Origin of the sequence: Paenirhizobium naphthalenivorans (genome assembly GCF_007992095.1) — a bacterium.
Taxonomy (GTDB): domain Bacteria; phylum Pseudomonadota; class Alphaproteobacteria; order Rhizobiales; family Rhizobiaceae; genus Allorhizobium; species Allorhizobium naphthalenivorans.
Genome location: NZ_BJZP01000019.1, coordinates 30,278 through 48,373, shown reverse-complemented (window position 1 = coordinate 48,373; position 18,096 = coordinate 30,278). Strand labels below are relative to the sequence as shown.

The 18,096-nt window shown below is 60.2% G+C and carries 15 protein-coding genes; 10 read left to right on the top strand and 5 right to left on the bottom strand.

Features of this window, described 5'->3' with window-relative positions; translation table 11 throughout:
• The first annotated feature begins 92 nt into the window (after nt 1–92).
• The 5 genes from rnr to rpmG all read left to right on the top strand — a co-directional run bounded on the left by rnr (nt 93) and on the right by rpmG (nt 4,984).
• Nucleotides 93–2,351: a ribonuclease R gene (gene rnr / locus RNA01_RS16705; RefSeq protein WP_235916707.1), complete on the top strand. Its 2,259-nt coding sequence runs from the start codon at nt 93–95 to the stop codon at nt 2,349–2,351.
• Nucleotides 2,352–2,377: 26 nt separating this feature from the next.
• Nucleotides 2,378–2,830 carry a DUF983 domain-containing protein gene (locus RNA01_RS16700; RefSeq protein ID WP_147181354.1) on the top strand — a complete coding sequence of 151 codons (453 nt, stop codon included), beginning with the start codon at nt 2,378–2,380 and terminating at the stop codon, nt 2,828–2,830.
• Nucleotides 2,827–3,531, top strand: coding sequence for an NUDIX hydrolase (locus RNA01_RS16695; RefSeq protein WP_174824564.1), 705 nt, complete (start codon nt 2,827–2,829; stop codon nt 3,529–3,531). The genes RNA01_RS16700 and RNA01_RS16695 overlap by 4 nt, the downstream gene beginning before the upstream one ends.
• Nucleotides 3,532–3,541: 10 nt before the next feature.
• Nucleotides 3,542–4,726, top strand: a complete 1,185-nt coding sequence (locus RNA01_RS16690; RefSeq protein WP_147181353.1) for an MFS transporter — start codon at nt 3,542–3,544, stop codon at nt 4,724–4,726.
• 90 nt (nt 4,727–4,816) lie between these two features.
• Complete coding sequence (rpmG, locus tag RNA01_RS16685) at nt 4,817–4,984, top strand: 50S ribosomal protein L33 (RefSeq protein WP_015915679.1); 168 nt, start codon at nt 4,817–4,819, stop codon at nt 4,982–4,984.
• Nucleotides 4,985–5,868: 884 nt separating this feature from the next.
• On the opposite strand, the gene RNA01_RS16680 is transcribed toward rpmG, so the two are convergent.
• Both RNA01_RS16680 and RNA01_RS16675 read right to left on the bottom strand, forming a co-directional pair.
• Nucleotides 5,869–7,242: a PleD family two-component system response regulator gene (locus tag RNA01_RS16680; RefSeq protein WP_147181352.1), complete on the bottom strand. Its 1,374-nt coding sequence runs from the start codon at nt 7,240–7,242 to the stop codon at nt 5,869–5,871.
• 13 nt (nt 7,243–7,255) lie between these two features.
• Nucleotides 7,256–7,627 carry a response regulator gene (locus RNA01_RS16675; protein ID WP_147181351.1) on the bottom strand — a complete coding sequence of 124 codons (372 nt, stop codon included), beginning with the start codon at nt 7,625–7,627 and terminating at the stop codon, nt 7,256–7,258.
• Nucleotides 7,628–7,758: 131 nt separating this feature from the next.
• Between RNA01_RS16675 and RNA01_RS16670 the strand changes: the two genes are divergently transcribed.
• The 4 genes from RNA01_RS16670 (at nt 7,759) to RNA01_RS16650 (ending at nt 11,656) form a co-directional block, all read left to right on the top strand.
• Complete coding sequence (locus RNA01_RS16670; protein WP_147181350.1) at nt 7,759–8,052, top strand: DUF3572 domain-containing protein; 294 nt, start codon at nt 7,759–7,761, stop codon at nt 8,050–8,052.
• Nucleotides 8,053–8,688 carry a hypothetical protein gene (locus RNA01_RS16665; RefSeq protein WP_147181349.1) on the top strand — a complete coding sequence of 212 codons (636 nt, stop codon included), beginning with the start codon at nt 8,053–8,055 and terminating at the stop codon, nt 8,686–8,688.
• A gap of 299 nt (nt 8,689–8,987) precedes the next feature.
• A complete protein-coding gene (locus RNA01_RS16655) occupies nt 8,988–10,286 on the top strand; it encodes a DNA polymerase IV (protein WP_147181347.1) in 1,299 nt (432 codons plus the stop codon).
• A gap of 122 nt (nt 10,287–10,408) precedes the next feature.
• Nucleotides 10,409–11,656 (top strand): L,D-transpeptidase family protein, encoded by a 1,248-nt coding sequence (locus RNA01_RS16650; RefSeq protein WP_147181346.1) that lies wholly within the window; start codon nt 10,409–10,411, stop codon nt 11,654–11,656.
• A gap of 19 nt (nt 11,657–11,675) precedes the next feature.
• Here the strand turns inward: RNA01_RS16650 and dnaE are convergent, their stop codons facing one another.
• Nucleotides 11,676–15,167, bottom strand: a complete 3,492-nt coding sequence (gene dnaE / locus RNA01_RS16645) for a DNA polymerase III subunit alpha (protein WP_147181398.1) — start codon at nt 15,165–15,167, stop codon at nt 11,676–11,678.
• Between the two features lie 559 nt (nt 15,168–15,726).
• Between dnaE and RNA01_RS23725 the strand changes: the two genes are divergently transcribed.
• The gene (locus tag RNA01_RS23725; protein WP_170253492.1) at nt 15,727–15,900 is read left to right on the top strand and encodes a hypothetical protein; all 174 of its coding nucleotides are present in this window, start codon (nt 15,727–15,729) and stop codon (nt 15,898–15,900) included.
• A 172-nt stretch (nt 15,901–16,072) separates the two neighbouring features.
• Here RNA01_RS23725 and RNA01_RS16640 read toward each other — a convergent pair whose 3' ends face one another.
• Both RNA01_RS16640 and RNA01_RS16635 read right to left on the bottom strand, forming a co-directional pair.
• Complete coding sequence (locus tag RNA01_RS16640) at nt 16,073–16,762, bottom strand: ABC transporter ATP-binding protein (protein WP_147181345.1); 690 nt, start codon at nt 16,760–16,762, stop codon at nt 16,073–16,075.
• A 12-nt stretch (nt 16,763–16,774) separates the two neighbouring features.
• A complete protein-coding gene (locus RNA01_RS16635) occupies nt 16,775–18,082 on the bottom strand; it encodes a lipoprotein-releasing ABC transporter permease subunit (RefSeq protein WP_147181344.1) in 1,308 nt (435 codons plus the stop codon).
• Nucleotides 18,083–18,096 lie beyond the last annotated feature (14 nt).

Genomic DNA, 18,096 nt, shown 5'->3' with positions numbered 1-18,096 from the left:
AGACCCCGCGCGACCGCTCTCCCGATCCCGCCTCCGGCAACCGCAGGAGCCGGCGCGCGGAGGTCGCTGGCGCGAAAGGCAAGACGCCGACCATCATCCATGGCGAAATTCCGCCGCGCGAAGTGCTCCTGGAGTTCATCGCCGACAACCCGGACCGGGCCTCCAAGCGCGAGATCGCCAAGGCCTTCGGGCTGAAGGGCGAGCAAAGGGTCGAGCTCAAGGATGTCTTGCGCGCGCTGGAGGACGACGGCCTGGTGCAGAAGGATCGTAAGTCACTGAAGCGACCTGGCGCCCTTCCGCCGGTCACGGTGCTCGACATCACCACCCGCGACAAGGACGGAGAACTGATTGGCCGTCCGGCGGAATGGAACGAGGAATTGGGCGTCGCACCTGCGGTAGCCATCCGTCAGTCGAGCGCCGACCGCGCCAAGGGCAAGGCGCCCGTCGGCGGGCTGGGCGACCGGGTTCTTGCCAAGATCTTCCCCTCGAAGGACCGGGCCGGACCGGCCTATACCGCTCGTATTATCAAGGTCATCGACCGGCATCGCAATGCGCTTCTCGGTGTTTTCCGTGAAATGCCCGGCGGCGGCGGTCGGTTGATGCCGATCGAGCGGCGCGGCGAAGAAATGCAGATTGCCGCCAGCGATCTGGGCGAGGCCAAGGACGGCGACTTGGTCGAGGTCGAGATTGCCCGTACCGGCCGCCTTGGGCTGACGCAGGCACGCGTGCTCTCCGTCATCGGTTCGGTCGCCTCGGAAAAAGCGATCTCCATGATAGCCATCCATGCCCATGGCATCCCGCACATCTTTCCGCAGTCGGTCATCGCCGAGGCGGAGGCGGCCACCCCGGCCTCCATGTCGCATCGGGAGGACTGGCGCCATGTGCCACTGATCACCATCGATCCGCACGACGCCAAGGACCATGACGACGCGGTCTATGCCGAGCGCGACCCCTCGCCCGACAATCCTGACGGCGTGATCGTCACCGTGGCGATCGCCGACGTCTCATGGTATGTCCGGCCGAAATCGGCGCTGGACCGCGAGGCGGTGAAGCGCGGCAACTCGGTCTATTTCCCCGACCGCGTCGTGCCCATGCTGCCGGAGAGAATCTCCAACGATCTTTGCTCCTTGCGAGAAGGCGTCGATCGCCCAGCGCTCGCGGTGCGCATGACGTTTTCCAAGGAAGGCCGCAAGGCGGGCCACACCTTCCACCGCGTCATGATGAAGAGCGCCGCAAAGCTCTCCTACCAGCAAGCGCAAGCGGCGATCGACGGCAAGCCCGACGATAAGGCCGGGCCGCTGCTCGAACCGATCCTGAAGCCGCTGTGGCATGCCTATGACGTGCTGAAACGCGGCCGCGACCGGCGCCAGCCGCTCGAACTCGACATGCCCGAGCGCAAGATCATCCTCAAGCCCGACGGCACCGTGGACCGGGTCCACGTGCCGGAACGGCTCGACGCCCACAAGCTGATCGAGGAAATGATGATCCAGGCGAATGTCGCCGCCGCCGAGACGCTGGAGCTGAAGCGTCAGCCGCTGGTTTACCGGGTCCACGACGCGCCGAAACTCTCGAAGCAGGAGACCTTGCGCGAGTTCCTCGCGACAATCGGCCTGACCCTTGCCAAGGGCGGCAGTCTGCGTTCCAATTCATTCAATGGCATTCTCGCCAAGGCACTCGACACGCCACACCAGACCATGGTCAACGAAATGGTGCTGCGCAGCCAGAGCCAGGCGATCTACAGCCCGGAAAACATCGGGCACTTCGGCCTGAACCTGTTGAAATACGCCCACTTCACCTCACCGATCCGGCGCTATGCTGACCTGATCGTACACCGTGCCCTGGTCGGCTCGCTCGGACTTGGTGAAGGCGGTATCACGCGGGAGGAAGAGGCGGCGCTCGACGACATCGCGGCGGAAATCTCGACCTTCGAGCGGCGCGCCATGGCGGCCGAGCGCGACACCATCAACCGGCTGATCGCCCATCATTTGGCGGGCCGGATCGGCGATGAGTTCGACGGGCAGATTTCCGGCGTCACCAAAGCCGGCCTGTTCGTCACGCTTCCGCAGTTCGGCGCAGACGGCTTCGTTCCTGTTTCGACGCTCGGCCGCGATTACTATATATATGACGAAGTGCATCAGGCGCTTTCCGGTGAGAAAACCGGATTGGGATACCGGCTCGGTGATTCGATTCAGGTCAAGCTGGCAGAGGCCATACCGCTCGCAGGCGCATTGCGGTTTGAAATGCTGAGCGAGGGGCGTCCGATGCCGGCCGCGACGCGCTCGTTCCACAAATCTGGCCGACGGGGCGCGCTCAAGACGCCAGGGACGCGGCCCAAGCGACCGAGACGTTGAGCACGCACATGGAGGAGAGAAACCAGATGACCACGAGCCAGAATCAGGAAGCCATACGCTTTGGTGGAGAGGCTGAAGCCGAGCGACCACTGGGACGCTCAATTATGCGCGGACTGCTTAACCAGTGCCCGGCCTGCGGCAGCGGCAAGCTGTTTCGGGCCTATCTGAAGCCCGTCGATACTTGCGCCGCCTGTGGTGAAGAGATCTTCCATCACCGCTCCGACGACCTTCCGCCCTATCTGGTGATCATAGTGCTCGGCCATGTACTGCTCGGCGGCTTCATGATGACTGATCTTATTTTCCCGGCGTCGGAGTGGATCCACCTCGCGATCTGGGCACCACTTGGGCTGGTCACGGCACTCGCCACCATCCAGCCAATCAAGGGAGGCGTGATCGGTCTGCAATGGGCGTTGCGCATGCACGGCTTCGGCGGCGAGAGCGACGAAGGCGAAGACCTCGGCTCGAAGACCAATCCATGACCAGCCATCCCTTCGAGGAACAGGATCGCGCCTCTCAGGCGCCTGCGAGATTGCGGCCGCGCGACGCCGCCTCGCTGCTGCTCATAGATCGATCTGCGACCGCACCAAGGGTTCTGGTCGGCAAACGCGGCAGCGGCCACGCTTTTATGCCCAACCTCTATGTCTTCCCCGGTGGTCGGCGCGATCGTGGCGACAGCCGGCAGCCCTTCATGCGCGATCTCGACCCTCTCGTCCTGGCGAAACTCTGCGGTGATCTCGACAATTCGACATCCCTCACCCGTGGACGCGGGTTGGCCCTTGCGGCCCTGCGCGAGCTTGAGGAGGAAACCGGGCTCGTCATCGGGCAGCGGGATCTCGGCCGCGATCGCATCCCTCGCCTGCGCGCCGATCTGGGCAGCCTGCGCTATGTCGCGCGCGCCATCACGCCGCCTGGCAATGTCCGGCGCTTCGACACCCGCTTCTTCCTGACGTTCACGGACGAGGCCGGGGTCGACCCGACAGCGATCAGCGATTCGACCGAGTTGCACGACCTTCGTTGGCTTGACATGCACGACCTTTCCGGTCTGAACATGCCCAGCATTACCAAGACCATACTTAATGACGTGAAGGCCCAGATGACCGTCGACCCCTCCTTGCCGTTCGGCACCAGCGTGCCGTTCTACTTCTCTCGACGCGGTCGCTTCTTCCGCGAAGTTATCTGAGGACTGCCCGATGACAAATCCGGGGAACGGCGCCAACGGTCACCGCGAAGACATTCACTGGCCTTCGCTCGTCGCCGCCATATCGGCGATCACCGCCGTCGGCATTGCAATCGGCCTCGGCCTGCCGCTGCTTAGCATCATTCTCGAAAAGCGTGGCATGTCGTCGACGCTGATCGGTTTGAATTCAGCCATGGCCGGCATAGCGGCCATGGTCGCCGCCCCACTCACGACCAAAATTGCGCACCGGTTCGGCGTGGCGCGAACCATGCTCTGGGCAATCGTGCTGTCTGCGGCAAGCGGCCTCGGCTTCTACTATGCCGAACAGTTCTGGATGTGGTTTCCGCTCAGGCTCGTTTTTCACGGGGCGACGACGACGCTCTTCATCCTGTCGGAATTCTGGATCAATGCCGCCGCCCCTCCGTCCCGGCGCGGGCTCGTGCTTGGCATCTATGCCACCGTCCTGTCGCTGGGCTTCGCCTCTGGGCCCCTGATCTTCTCTCTGATCGGCAGTGAGGGCATCCTGCCGTTTGCCATAGGCGGCGTCGCCATCCTGCTGGCGGCCGTGCCAATTTATGTCGCGCGCAAAGAAAGTCCACAACTCGACGAGAAGCCGGGCAATCATTTCCTGCGCTACATCTTCCTGGTGCCAACTGCGACCGCCGCAGTCTTCGTCTTCGGCGCGGTCGAAGCCGGCGGCCTTTCTCTCTTTCCGGTCTATGCGACGCGAATCGGCTTCGGCGAATCGCAGGCCGCGCTGTTGCTGACGGTGATGGGCATCGGCAACATGATCTTCCAGATTCCGCTCGGCATGCTGTCCGACCACATAAAAGACCGCAGAGTACTGCTCACCGCCATGGCCGTGATCGGCCTTGCCGGCTCGCTGGCCCTGCCCTGGCTCTCCCAAAACTGGCTGCTGATGGCGGTTGTACTGCTCTTCTGGGGCGGTAGTGTATCCGGCCTTTACACCATCGGCCTTGGTCATCTCGGCTCACGGTTGACCGGTTCGGACCTCGCCGCCGCCAATGCGGCCTTCGTTTTCTGTTACGCTGTCGGCACCGTTGCCGGCCCGCAGGCCATCGGCGCTGCCATCGACATTTCCGGCAATCACGGTTTTGCCTGGGCAATTGCCGCTTTCTTCGGTCTTTACGTGGCGCTTTCGGTGGGCCGGCTGCTTTTCAGGGGGAAACAGACTTGACTTTTCCGGCGCGATTTGTAGTTTCGCGCCAGATTTGCCGTGGGCTTCGTTCGGTCGTCCACGGCTTCGTTTATTAGAGGCAGGACGACCATGGCCAAGGCTACAACAATCAAGATCAAGCTGCTGTCGACAGCCGACACGGGTTTCTTCTACGTCACCACGAAGAACAGCCGCACGATGACGGATAAGATGACGAAGACGAAGTACGATCCGATCGCGCGCAAGCACGTCGAATTCAAGGAAACCAAGATCAAGTAAGGCTTGATCTTTTTCCGGAAAATCAGGCGCGTTGCCCTAGGCAGCGCGCCTTTTTTTGTTGTCGCTTTCTGTCCGCCGACCCAGGTCAATATTGCCCAAACACCGGCCTTGTGCAGGCAAAGCCGCAAAAAAACAAGAAAGGCACCGCGCCTGTCCGGCAGCGGTGCCATTTCTCTTGGAAACGGGGGTCGGTCAGTACACAAATACGGCACGAGGAACCGCTATCACTTGTATACCGACCGACCGACCCCACGACCCAGGAGATGCGGCGGACCTGAGCATCATGGGGTATCGGCAGGCCTCTTTGTAGAGGCGTTCTTTCCGTTGGGTTCAACTTCGCTCAACCAAGGAGGAAAATCAATAGCCTCTTAAATCTTCCACATTTTGCTTTTGCCTATGGTTAAAATGGCAAGCAGTAGGACAGCTTAGAGCATTTTCTACGTTCAAAAAACTTATCTTTACTTACGACAATAGAGAACATTAAGAGAGCATTAATCTCAATACGGGAAACGAGCAGAATTCCAAAACGGTAGCTGAATAAAGCTACGTCCCTAGCGCAATCAAATATAAATATTTTAAAAAAATATCATCAGAAAGATATACAGCCAGAGAAGGATTTTTTACTTCAATCCACCAATGGCAATATTAAAAAGTATCGACACATCAAGACAGTCTTCAAAAACTGCTTTAAAATGCACGACCCACCCAATGCGCCGCATTGCTGAATCTCTCCAGGCACGCGAACACATTACGAAATCCAAGCCATTGCCATCAGAGGGGTAACCGTGCAATCCCCCGATCCGGTGCATTGGCATTGACGTGAGGAATTCCATTAAACTCGTCCAAGGCCGGCATAACTGGTGAGCCAATCCGCCCGTCCACTGTCAGGCCGCAGCGGCAACGACCCGATTACGCCCGGTATTCTTGGCCTGATAGAGCGCTACGTCGGCCTGCTTCATCAATTGCTCCGGTGTGTCCATGCTCTGGCCGATCGTCGCAATTCCCATCGATGCGGTGATGTCGAGCGACACGCCAGAGCCGCGCAACACGAAGGGCTTGGATTCGATGATGCCGCGCAATCGCTCGGCAATGAGGACAGCATCGCCCGGTGTCGTGTCCGGCATGACCACAACGAACTCCTCGCCCCCGTAGCGACAGGCAAGGTCGGCACCACGCACGGTCGAGCGGATTCGCGTGGCAAATTCCTTCAACACTTCATCACCGGCATCATGACCATAAGAATCATTGACCTGCTTGAAGCGGTCTATGTCGGTAATGCACACTGAAAGCGACCTCTCCCGCAGTTGGGCCCGGGAAAAAAGCATCCTCAGATGACTGTCAAGATAGCGACGATTGTGAAGCCCTGTCAGAGCATCGGTGACGGCGAGTTCGATCGTGTGGTTGACGCTGTTACGCAACAGGTCGTTGAAGCGTTTGCGCCGGATCTGGGTCAAGGTGCGCGCCACAAGCTCATTCGCGTCCAGGGGGCGAACGATGTAGTCGTTCACGCCGAGATCGAGAGCACGCACGATCGCCTGATCGTCGCCATGCTCGGTGATCAGCAGGATCGGAATAAGCCTAGTACGCTCCAGGGAGCGCAGCTGCGAGCAAAGCCGCAACGGATCGTAATCATCGAGATTGCTGTTGACGATCACCAAGTCGAAAGCGTTCTCCGCCGCATCGAATACAGCAGCCTGCGGATCGGACATGGCAGTCACTGTGGCCACCGGCTTCAGCGTTTTGATGATCCGCTCCTGCGAACTGCCGCGGCTGTCGACCAGGAGCACCTGCCCCCCTTCTTCAAGGCGGCCTTGGCTCAAACGAAACGGATCGTCGATGCCAATCGACTGCGCCGTGTCGGAGCGGATTCGCAATTCGTCGCTCAGTGTCTTCAAACGGACCAGACTCTTGACCCGCGAGACCAGTTGCAGGTCGTTGACTGGCTTGGTGAGAAAGTCGTCGGCGCCTGACTTGAGGCCGCGCACGCGGTCGGACGACTGGTCGAGGGCGGTCACCATGACCACTGGAATATGGGAGGTGCGCGGATTGGCCTTGAGACGCTCGCAGACCTCGAAACCGTCCATGCCCGGCATCATGATGTCGAGCAGAATAACGTCAACCTGGGTGCGATCGCAGATATCGAGGGCGTCCGGACCATTGTCAGCCGTCAGCACCTCGAAATATTCCGCAATCAGGCGCGCCTCAAGGAGCTTCACATTGGCCGGAATATCGTCGACAATCAAAATTCTCGCGGTCATCAGCCCCTTCCCCTCACGCGTCGCCCAGATAGGTCTTGATTGTCTCGATGAACTTCGGCACCGAAATCGGTTTGGAGACATAGGCCTCGCAACCGCCTTGGCGAATGCGCTCTTCGTCACCCTTCATCGCAAACGCCGTGACAGCGATAACCGGGATCACATGCAGTTCCGCATCATCCTTCAACCAACGCGTTACCTCAAGCCCTGAAACCTCTGGGAGTTGAATATCCATCAGAATGAGATCCGGATGGTATTTGCGGGCCAGATCAAGCGCCTCCATACCGTTGCGAGTTTGGATCGTCTCATAGCCCGAAGCCTCGATAAGATCGCGGAAGAGCTTCATATTAAGCTCATTGTCTTCGACAATCATTACCTTCTTCGGCATAAATCCCGTTCCCCTATCCCGCCGGGCAGTCGCAGATGGCCGCGCTTCGACAGTATGCACATCAAGTGCCATGTCATGCTAAGGTTATTTGGTTGAGAAATCGGTAACTCTGTCGCGAATACGGAAGACCAATGAAAAACAGCAGCATACCTGCCTCTGCCGACGAAACCGCCATCGCCGTGCTCGGCTGGCTGGCGAATGAACCCGACATGCTGGGGCGCTTTCTCGCACTGTCGGGTACGCGACCTGACCAATTGCGCCAATCGATTCGCGACCCGGCTTTCATGGCAGGAATGCTCGATTTCCTGATGGCACACGAACCGACCCTCATGGCCTTCTGCTCAGCGACCGACATCGAGCCCGAGGCGGTGGTCAACGCGGCGCATCATTATACCGGCCCGACGCTTGGTTCGGGCGAATACTGAATGACGGACGGGCGCGGCACAATCCGGCTGGGAGAACGACCACTCGTGATGTGCGACGTCGATGACGTTGTGCTGGAATTCGTCACTCCCTTCCAGGCGTTCCTCGAAAGCCGTGGTCACCGGCTGTTGTCCCGATCCTTCCGACTGCACGGCAACATCATCGACAAGAAAGCCGAAACGATGGTCGACGACAGGAGCGTCAGCGGGCTGATCGATTCCTTTTTCGCCGCGCAGGAGGCGTGGCAGAAGCCGTTCGTCGGCGTGCCCGAGACGCTGCAACGCCTTGCCAAGGAGGCCGACCTGGTGTTCCTGACCGCAATGCCGCCGCGTCACGCAAAAGCGCGCAGACAGCTGCTTGAGCGTTTCGGGCTCAACTATCCGCTGATCGCCTTGGAGGAACCGAAAGGGCCCGTCGTCCAACGCCTTCACAACGACCGCCCCCTCCCCGTCGCTTTCGTCGACGATATGGTACATAACCTGCATTCGGTGGGCGAGCATGTACCGGACAGTCTGCTCATTCACCTGCCTCCGTCTGTCGCTATACACAAGTTCGCACCCGTCGCCGCTGGCCATGTCCACCGGGTGCAGAATTGGACAGAAGCGGAAACGCTGATCATCGCTCATATCCTGTCCTGATCCGTGATTTTACCGGGAGGGAGGCGATTGCCAGCAAACGGCATGTGCATGTCGCCGCTGGAGCACCACCGGTGAAAACCGAGTCGCCTGCGACGCTCTATCTATTTGTCTATCCTCAAGTGAAACCACAAAACCGCTACACATTTTTGCTGGGATCGCTCTGGGGTGACTGGTTCGCACAAGCTGACAATAGGCGACACTGAGGACAGCGGAAAATACCTTCGAACAACACAGACCCACTCCCTTGCCTTAGGAAAGGCGAGCGCCTAATCTTATGATGTTCAATCTTTGTTCCGACCATGTCAGATGATGCGATCCCCTCTCCCGGCTTTTGTCGCGACTGCCTGACAGGGCAGCCGGAGGGGCGGTCACGCTGCCGAGCCTGCGGTAGCCCTCGCCTTGTCTACCATCCTGAGCTTTATCGACTGACGCTTGCGCATATCGACTGCGATGCCTTCTATGCCTCCATCGAAAAGCGCGACAATCCCGATCTTGTCGACAAGCCGGTTATTATCGGTGGGGGCAAGCGCGGCGTTGTCTCCACTGCCTGCTATATCGCACGCGTTCATGGCGTCCGTTCGGCCATGCCGATGTTCAAGGCGCTGGAGGCCTGTCCTTGCGCCGTGGTGATAAAGCCAGACATGGAGAAATACGCCCGCGTCGGGCGACAGGTCCGCTCGATGATGGAAGAGTTGACGCCACTCGTGCAGCCTCTCTCGATCGATGAGGCATTTCTCGAGCTGAAGGGCACGGAGCGCATGCACCACGACCCGCCGGCACGGGTTCTGGCCAGATTTGCCCGCCGCGTCGAGCAGGAGGTCGGTATTAGCGTTTCGATCGGCCTTTCCTACTGCAAGTTCCTCGCCAAGGTGGCCTCCGACCTTCAGAAGCCGCGTGGCTTTTCCGTGATCGGAGAGGCCGAGGCCCTGAGCTTCCTCGCGCCGCGGCCGGTGACGACCATCTGGGGCGTCGGCAAGGCCTTTGCCGCTACGCTGGAGCGAGACGGCATCCGCACCGTGGGGCAGTTGCAGACGATGGAGGAAAACGACCTGATGCGGCGCTATGGCACAATGGGGCAGCGTCTCTATCGGCTGTCGCGCGGCCTTGATGATCGGGAAGTGCACCTCAACGACGCAGCCAAGAGCGTTTCAGCAGAAACCACATTCTTCGATGATATTGGGCGCCATGAGGAACTCGTGCCGCATCTGCGCGTCCTGTCCGAAAAGGTTGCCTGGCGGCTGAAGAAGAGCGGTATTGCCGGGCAGACCGTGGTCCTCAAGCTCAAGACGGCCGATTTCAAGGGAAGAACGCGCAACCGGCGTCTTGAAGACCCGACCCAGCTGGCGGACAGGATCTTCCGCATCGGGCTGACGCTGCTGGAAAAGGAAGCCGACGGGACGCGCTTCCGTCTGATCGGCATCGGCGTAACGGATCTTCAGGACGAGGCGTTCGCCGACCCGCCCGACCTCGTCGACGAGACGGCGCGACGTCGCGCCGCCGCGGAGGCTGCCATGGACAAACTCCGGGACAAATTCGGCAAGGCAAGCGTTCAAACGGGATACACGTTCCCAAGTGCCGAGAATACTCGGAAGCGCTAGGTTATACTTATAACATCCCCCGCCACCTACACGAGTTCGTGAATATCGAATTTTCCTCAAACTTTCCTTAAGCATCAAATTATAGTCTGCTGAAACTCGTATTGCGTAAGGGATCCCGTATCATGCTCAAGTCGCTGGCCGCTTCTCTTGGCCTTCTCTCCGCGACCGTTCTCGCGGCGCCAGCGCTCGCTGGTGGAAACGCCGCCTACCAGATCATCGTTTCAAAGGCCGAACAGTCTCTCGTTGTCTATGACGGAGACCAAGTGGTGGCCACATCGCGGGTATCGACCGGCAAGCCGGGCCACACCACGCCTTCCGGCATTTTCTCCATCCTCGAGAAGAGCAGGTATCACGAATCCAATCTCTACTCGAGCGCGCCCATGCCGTGGATGCAGCGGCTGACCTGGTCCGGCATCGCCCTGCACGAATCAAACAGCGTCCCGCGCTATCCGGCGTCGCACGGCTGCATCCGGCTTCCCCGGAGCTTCGCCAAACAACTCTACGGCATGACTGAACGCGGTGTGCACGTGATCATCACCGACAATAAGGTCACGCCCCTGCCCTTTGAACATGCGACCTTGTTCAGCCCGCGCGTTCCGCAACCGGAAGGCCAGTTGCTGTCAGATGCCGAATTGCGCCCGAGCACAATCGACGCCTCACTGAAGTCCGTCGAAGTCGCCATGGCAGACGTATTGCCGAAGGCCGGTGCGCAGGCCAAGGTTGTACTTGAGGAACAGCCGCCGCTACGCATCCTGATCACCCGCCGCAGCCAGCGCGAGACGCTGATCGACGCGCAGGCGCTGCTCGGCGAACTCGGCTTCGATGCCGGTACCCCGGACGGCCATATCGGCAAGATGACGATCGCAGCGGTCAATGGCTTCAAGCGCTGGAAAGGTCTCAGCACCCGGGGCGATCTGATCACGCAAGGGTTTCTCGGTGCGCTCTACAAGAGCGCTGGCAGGGGTGAACCACCGCTTGGCCAGATTCTGGTACGACAGAAGTTCAAGCCGCTGTTCGAGGCACCGGTCGGCATCGCCGATCCGCAGATCGCACTCGGCACCCATTTCATCGAAGCTGTGAATGTCGATCGCTACGGCGGCAAGGCATCCTGGCAGGCACTGACGCTGGAAAACCATCTCTCCAGCGCGACTGCCAAGCGTCTCGGCATCACCACGCAGGCAGACGACACCACCACCTACGACGCAGCCACCGCGCTTGACCGGATCACGATTCCCGACGACGTTCGGCACCGGATTGAAACACTGATGAGCGAAGGCACATCTCTGACGATCTCCGATACCGGAATGGGCCCCGAGACGGGCGCCGGCACGGACTTCATCACCATCACCCACAGCAAGCCGAAGGCCTGACGGTCGCTCCGGCGACCGATCAGACCAGCTCGACGTCGATCACACCCGGCGCCGAGCGCATGGCGGCGGCGATTTCCGGCGAGATCCGGTATTTCTCGGTGAGTTCGACCTCAATCTCCCGCTGGCCGTCATCCTTGATGACAATGAAGGAAACCAGGCCGTCGCCGCGCGTGTTCAAATGAGCGGCGACCGTCTTCAGCGGACCGGAATCGCGCACATAGACGCGCAGCGCCTTCTGCATCTGAACCGACTTTTCCTCCAATGACTGTGCGGTCTGGATGCGCAAGCCAATCCCTTCCGGCCGTTCTTCCGCAGCCACCGTGATGACCAGCGACTTGCCGGATTCGAGCAGATCGCGGTATTGGTTCAGACCTTCGGAGAACAGTACCGCCTCATACTGGCCGGAAGCGTCGGAAAAGGTGACGATTCCCATCTTGTTGCCGGTACGCGTCTTGCGCTCCTGCCGTGCGATCACCGTGCCGGCGAGCCGGCCCGCCGTCGCCCCCTGGCGCACCGACTGGGAAAAATCGGCAAAGTTCTGCACCCGCATCTTGTCGAGCAGCGAGCGATAGGAATCAAGCGGATGGGCGGTCAGGTAGAAGCCCAGAACCTGGAATTCGCGCATCAGCTTTTCCGATGGCAACCAAGCCGAATAGGTCGGGAACGAAATGCGTTCCGGGCCGCTTGCCGCGCCCGAACCGAACATGTCGGACTGTCCGCTGACCGCGTTCTCCTGGGCGCGCTGAGCATAACCAAGAATCCGGTCAAGGCCACCCACCAGTTCGGCTCGATCTCGCCCGAAGCAATCGAAAGCGCCGGCGAAAATAAGACTTTCGAAAACACGGCGGTTCACCTGCTTCGGATCGATGCGAAGGCAGAAGTCCTCGATCGATTCAAACGGCTTGTCCCCCCTCACCTCGACGATGTGCTGGACTGCGGAATCGCCGACACCCTTGAGCGCTGCGAGCGCATAATAGATACGGCTCGGTCCTGCCTGGAAATGGCGGAATGAAGTCTGCACCGAGGGCGGCACGACCTCGATATCAAGACGGTTGGCATCCTGCCGGAAATCATTGAGTTTTTCCGTATTCGCCATATCGAGCGTCATCGACGCGGCAAGGAACTCGGTCGGATAGTGCGCCTTCATATAGGCGGTCTGATAGGAGACAATGGCATAGGCGGCCGCATGCGATTTGTTAAAACCGTAGTTGGCGAATTTGGCGAGCAGATCGAAGATATTATCGGACTGAGGTTTGGATACGCCGTTCTTGACGGCGCCTTCGACAAAGCGGGCGCGCTGCTTGTCCATCTCCTCTTTGATCTTCTTGCCCATTGCGCGGCGCAGAAGGTCGGCCTCGCCGAGCGAGTAGCCCGACAGAACCTGAGCGATCTGCATGACCTGCTCCTGGTAGACAATAACGCCCTGCGTCTCCTTGAGCAGGTAGTCGATCATCGGATGGATCGACTCGATCTCCTCCTCACCGTGCTTGCGGGCGTTGTAGACCGGGATGTTCTCCATTGGGCCCGGGCGGTAGAGCGCGACCAGCGCGATGATATCCTCGATGCAGTCCGGCCGCATGCCGATCAGCGCCTTGCGCATACCGGCACTTTCCACCTGGAACACGCCGACGGTCTCACCGCGGGACAGCATGTCGTAGGTCGGCTTGTCATCAAGCGGGATAGCCGCCAGATCGACCTTGATACCGCGCTGCTCCCGGACAAAATCGACGGCTGTCTTCAGCACCGTCAGCGTCTTCAGCCCGAGAAAGTCGAACTTGACAAGGCCCGCCTGCTCGACCCACTTCATGTTGAACTGGGTGACCGGCATGTCGGATCGCGGATCACGATACATAGGCACCAGCTTGGAAAGCGGGCGATCGCCGATGACGATGCCGGCGGCATGGGTCGAGGCGTGACGATAGAGCCCCTCGATCTTCTGCGCGATGTCGAGCAGGCGCGCGACGACCGGCTCCTCTTCGGCCGCCTCCCGCAGCTTGGGCTCTTCCTCGATCGCCTTGGACAGCGGAGTCGGATTGGCCGGGTTGTTCGGAACCAACTTGCAGATCTTGTCGACCTGCCCGTAGGACATCTCCAGCACACGCCCGACGTCGCGCAGCGCCGCACGGGCCTGCAACGAACCGAAGGTGATGATCTGCGCCACCTGCTCGCGGCCATACTTGCGCTGCACGTAACGGATCACTTCCTCGCGACGATCCTGGCAAAAGTCGATGTCGAAGTCAGGCATCGACACGCGTTCCGGATTGAGGAAGCGCTCGAACAGCAGCGAGAAACGCAAGGGATCGACGTCGGTGATCGTCAGCGCGTAGGCAACCAGCGAACCCGCACCCGAACCACGACCCGGACCGACCGGAATATCCTGGCTCTTGGCCCATTTGATGAAGTCGGAAACGATCAGGAAGTAGCCGGGGAACTTCATGCGCTCGATGATCGAGAGTTCGAACTCCAGCCGCTCGCGATAGTCCTTCTCCGTGTAGCCCGGCGCCATGCCCAGCGCCGCCAGCCGGCCGTCCAGCCCCTCCTCCGCCTGACGACGCAGTTCGAGTGCTTCGGCGCGCTCGGCTTCAAGGGGATCACTGGCGCCGCCGGTGAAACGCGGCAGGATAGGCTTGCGGGTATCCAGTACGAAGGCACAGCGGCGCGCGATCTCGACCGTGTTGGCCAGAGCTTCGGGCAGATCGGCAAACAGCGCCTGCATTTCCTGACGGCTCTTGAGATAGTGATCCGGCGTCAGGCGAAAGCGGGTGTCGTCGGAGACGATCGCGTTATGGGCGACCGCCATCAGCGCGTCGTGCGCTTCATAATCGGCGCGTGAGGGAAAAAAAGCCTCATTGGTCGCGACCAGCGGCACGTCGTGCTCATAGGCCATCTGCACCATGCGTCGCTCGTGGGGACGGTCATAGTCGCCATGACGCTGCAGTTCGACATAAAGCCGATCGCCAAACAGCCGCTTGAGCTCCAAGAGCCGCGTCTCGGCCTGGGCGCGGTGCCCCTCCTTGAGCGCCACATCGATCGGACCTTTCGCAGCACCGGTAAGCGCGATCAGACCGCCGGTGCCCAGTTCATCAAGCCAGGACATGGCGATATGCACCGCCTGACTTGAATCTCCACCGAGATAGGCACGACTGACCAGGTCGACCAGCCGCTCGTAGCCATCAGCATCGGCGGCCAGAAGCACGATCGCCGGATAGGCGCTCACGAAGGATTGGCCGGCCCGCTTTTCCGTCCCTCCATCCTCCATATCGATCGATAGCTGACAACCGATGATCGGTTGCAACCCGTCGCCCAGCGCCTTCTGTGAAAACTCGAGCGCAACAAAGAGATTATTGGTGTCGGTAATGGCAATCGCCGGCTGATCGTCGGCAACCGCCTTGCCGAGGATCTTCTTGAGCGGCAGAGCCCCTTCGAGCAACGAAAAGGCGGAATGCAAACGCAGGTGGACAAAACCAGGCCCCTTGCCCGGCTGCTCCGCCTCGCCCCCGCCTTCGATCATCTCTGCCATCGAACTCAATCCCCGTCACGCATCTGAATCGCATGCGATTTTCCACCGTGCGGGAGGGGAAGTCCAGAACAGTTTGGGCAGCTGTCGCAATCTCTACAGTTTTGCAGAGAGCGGAGGCCGCGTTTGGCGCAAGTCAGAGTGCCAGCATGATCACCGAGAGGCTGGCGACGAACATGGAAATCGAGGCGAATGCTGCAACGTCACGAAGAATTTCGGTCATGGCTATCTCCCTACTCGTTATGTATCCTTTATGTTCTATTTTTGTTCTATCGTCAACACCAAATTTGGTTTGGGTATAGTGGTGACATCCAGGTCCAATTGATACACGCTGACCAACCAAGTTCGATTGGAAGTGCCGCACAGTCGCAAGGCTGGAATTTCTGGTAATACGGACGGCAACGCCGGCGGTGCCATTCGCGGCGGAGGACTTCCCGCCGGCGGATGACCTCGGCTGCGTCCGGTGACAGGAACAGGATCTGGCGCCGCTTGCCGCAGCCGTCGGCGATGATGCGGACATCGGCACCTCCGGTCAGGCCCAGCGATCCGCGCCTTGGCAAACGGCTCAATCGCGGTAACGTCGCAGAACTTCGGCATCGGCAGGAACCGCTGGGAACAGACGCCGACGCTCACCTGTGGCGAGGGTCGCTTCATCGCCGCTGGCTACACCTATTCCTTCTACGACACACCCGACCCGAGGCCGGAGGCAGTTGTGACTACAATCTAACGACCGGCAAGATGAAGAGAAACGACGCGTCCCGCGGCGTCGACCCAAGATCGGTGACCGTCGAGGGCTGGACCGACGACATCGGCGACAAACCCGGTGGTCTTGAGTAGGCCTACGCCATCCACCTAGACCGGCGAAAACCGCTACACACTTTTGCTGGAAACGCTCTAATTCAGATCTGATAATCCACGATCTGCCCGTCGACCAGCGTCACGCAGCGATCCATCCGCCGCGCGATGTCGTGGTTATGGGTGGCGATCAGCGCCGCAAGACCCGACTGGCGCACAAGGGCCTCCAGTGCAGAGAAAACATAGGAGGCCGTCTCTGGATCGAGATTGCCGGTCGGCTCATCAGCTAGCAGCACAAGTGGCGCATTGGCCACCGCGCGGGCGATTGCAACGCGCTGCTGCTCGCCGCCGGAAAGCTCCGCCGGACGATGCTCCCCGCGGTGGCCGATGCGCATATAGTCGAGCAATTGGGCGGCCCGCTCACGAGCCTCCTCGCGCGACAGGCCGGCAATGAGCTGCGGCATCATGATATTTTCCAGCGCTGAGAATTCCGGCAGCAAGTGGTGGAACTGGTAGACGAAGCCGACAGAATTCCGACGGATCGCCGTGCGGCGCTCGTCGGAAAGATCCTGACAGGCCTGCCCGCCGAGCGTTACCTCGCCGGCATCCGGGTGCTCCAGTAGACCTGCGATATGCAGCAGCGTGGATTTCCCCGTGCCGGAAGGTGCGACCAGAGCGACGGTCTCGCCGCTCCTGAGACTGAAATTGGCGCCCTTGAGAATCGCAAGCAGCGTCTCACCCTGGCCATAGCGGCGGTCGATGCCCGAAAGCGAAAGTACGGTATCAGAAGACATGAAGCGGTGTCCTTATTCGTAGCGCAGGGCCTGGACTGGATCGAGGCGCGAAGCACGCCAGGCCGGGAAGATCGTCGCCAGGAAGGAAAGGCCGAGCGCCATGACGACGACGGACACCGTCTCGCCGAGGTTCATGTCGGCGGGCAATTTGCTGAGGAAGTAGAGTTGCGGGTCGAACAGAACAGTGCCCGAAACCCAGGAGAAGAAACTGCGGATCGATTCGATGTTGATGCAGACGATGACCCCGAGCAAGACGCCGGTGAAGGTCCCGGCCGTACCGATTGCCGCCCCCGTCATGAAGAAGATGCGCATGATGGCATTGGCACTGGCTCCCATGGTGCGCAGGATCGCAATATCGCTCGACTTGTCCTTCACCAGCATAATGAGCCCGGAAATGATGTTCAGCGCGGCGACCAGCACGATCAGCGTCAGGATCATGAACATGACATTGCGCTCCACCTGCAGAGCGGAGAAGAAGGTCTGGTTGCGCTGGCGCCAGTCGGTGATGAAGATCTGCCGGCCGGCAGCTTCCTCAATCTTCGGCCGCATCTCATCGATCGCATCTGGATCGGAGACGAACAGCTCGATCGACTGTACCAGTCCTTCGGCGTTGAAATAGAGCTGCGCTTCCTCCAGCGGCATATAGATGATCGACGCGTCATATTCCGACATGCCGATCTCGAACACACCCGAGACAGGATAGGCCTTGACGCGCGGATTGACGCCAAGCGGGGTGACGTCGCCTTCCGGCGAAACGAGGGTGATCATATCGCCGGCCGTGATACCAAGATCCGCCGCCATGCGCGAGCCAATCAGAACCCCCTGCCCGGCGGCAAAGCCGACCAGGTCACCGGCGCGAATATTGTTCGAAACGGTCGTTAACTTGGTCAGATCCTCGGAGCGGATGCCGCGCACCAGTGCGCCGGTTCCCGCGCCCGCCCTGCCGGAGGCCAGCGTCTGCCCCTCGACGAGCGGCAGCGCCATGGTAACACCGGGAACGGCAGAGAACTTCGTCGCCAGCTCCGCGTAATTGTCCAGCGGACCATCGACGGGCTGGACGATCATATGACCGTTGATGCCAAGGATTCGCGTGATGAGTTCGGTACGAAAGCCGTTCATCACCGCCATGACGATGATCAGCGTCGCCACACCGAGCATGATGCCAACGAAGGAGAAACCGGCGATGACCGAGATGAATGCCTCCTTCCGCCGAGCGCGCAGATAGCGCCAGGCGACCATGCGCTCGAATGCGGAGAACGGCCGGGCGGCCTTGCCGGCGTCCGGTGCGGCCGTCTCGTTGGCGGAGGCTGCATTCGTCATTTTGTCTCCTCGCT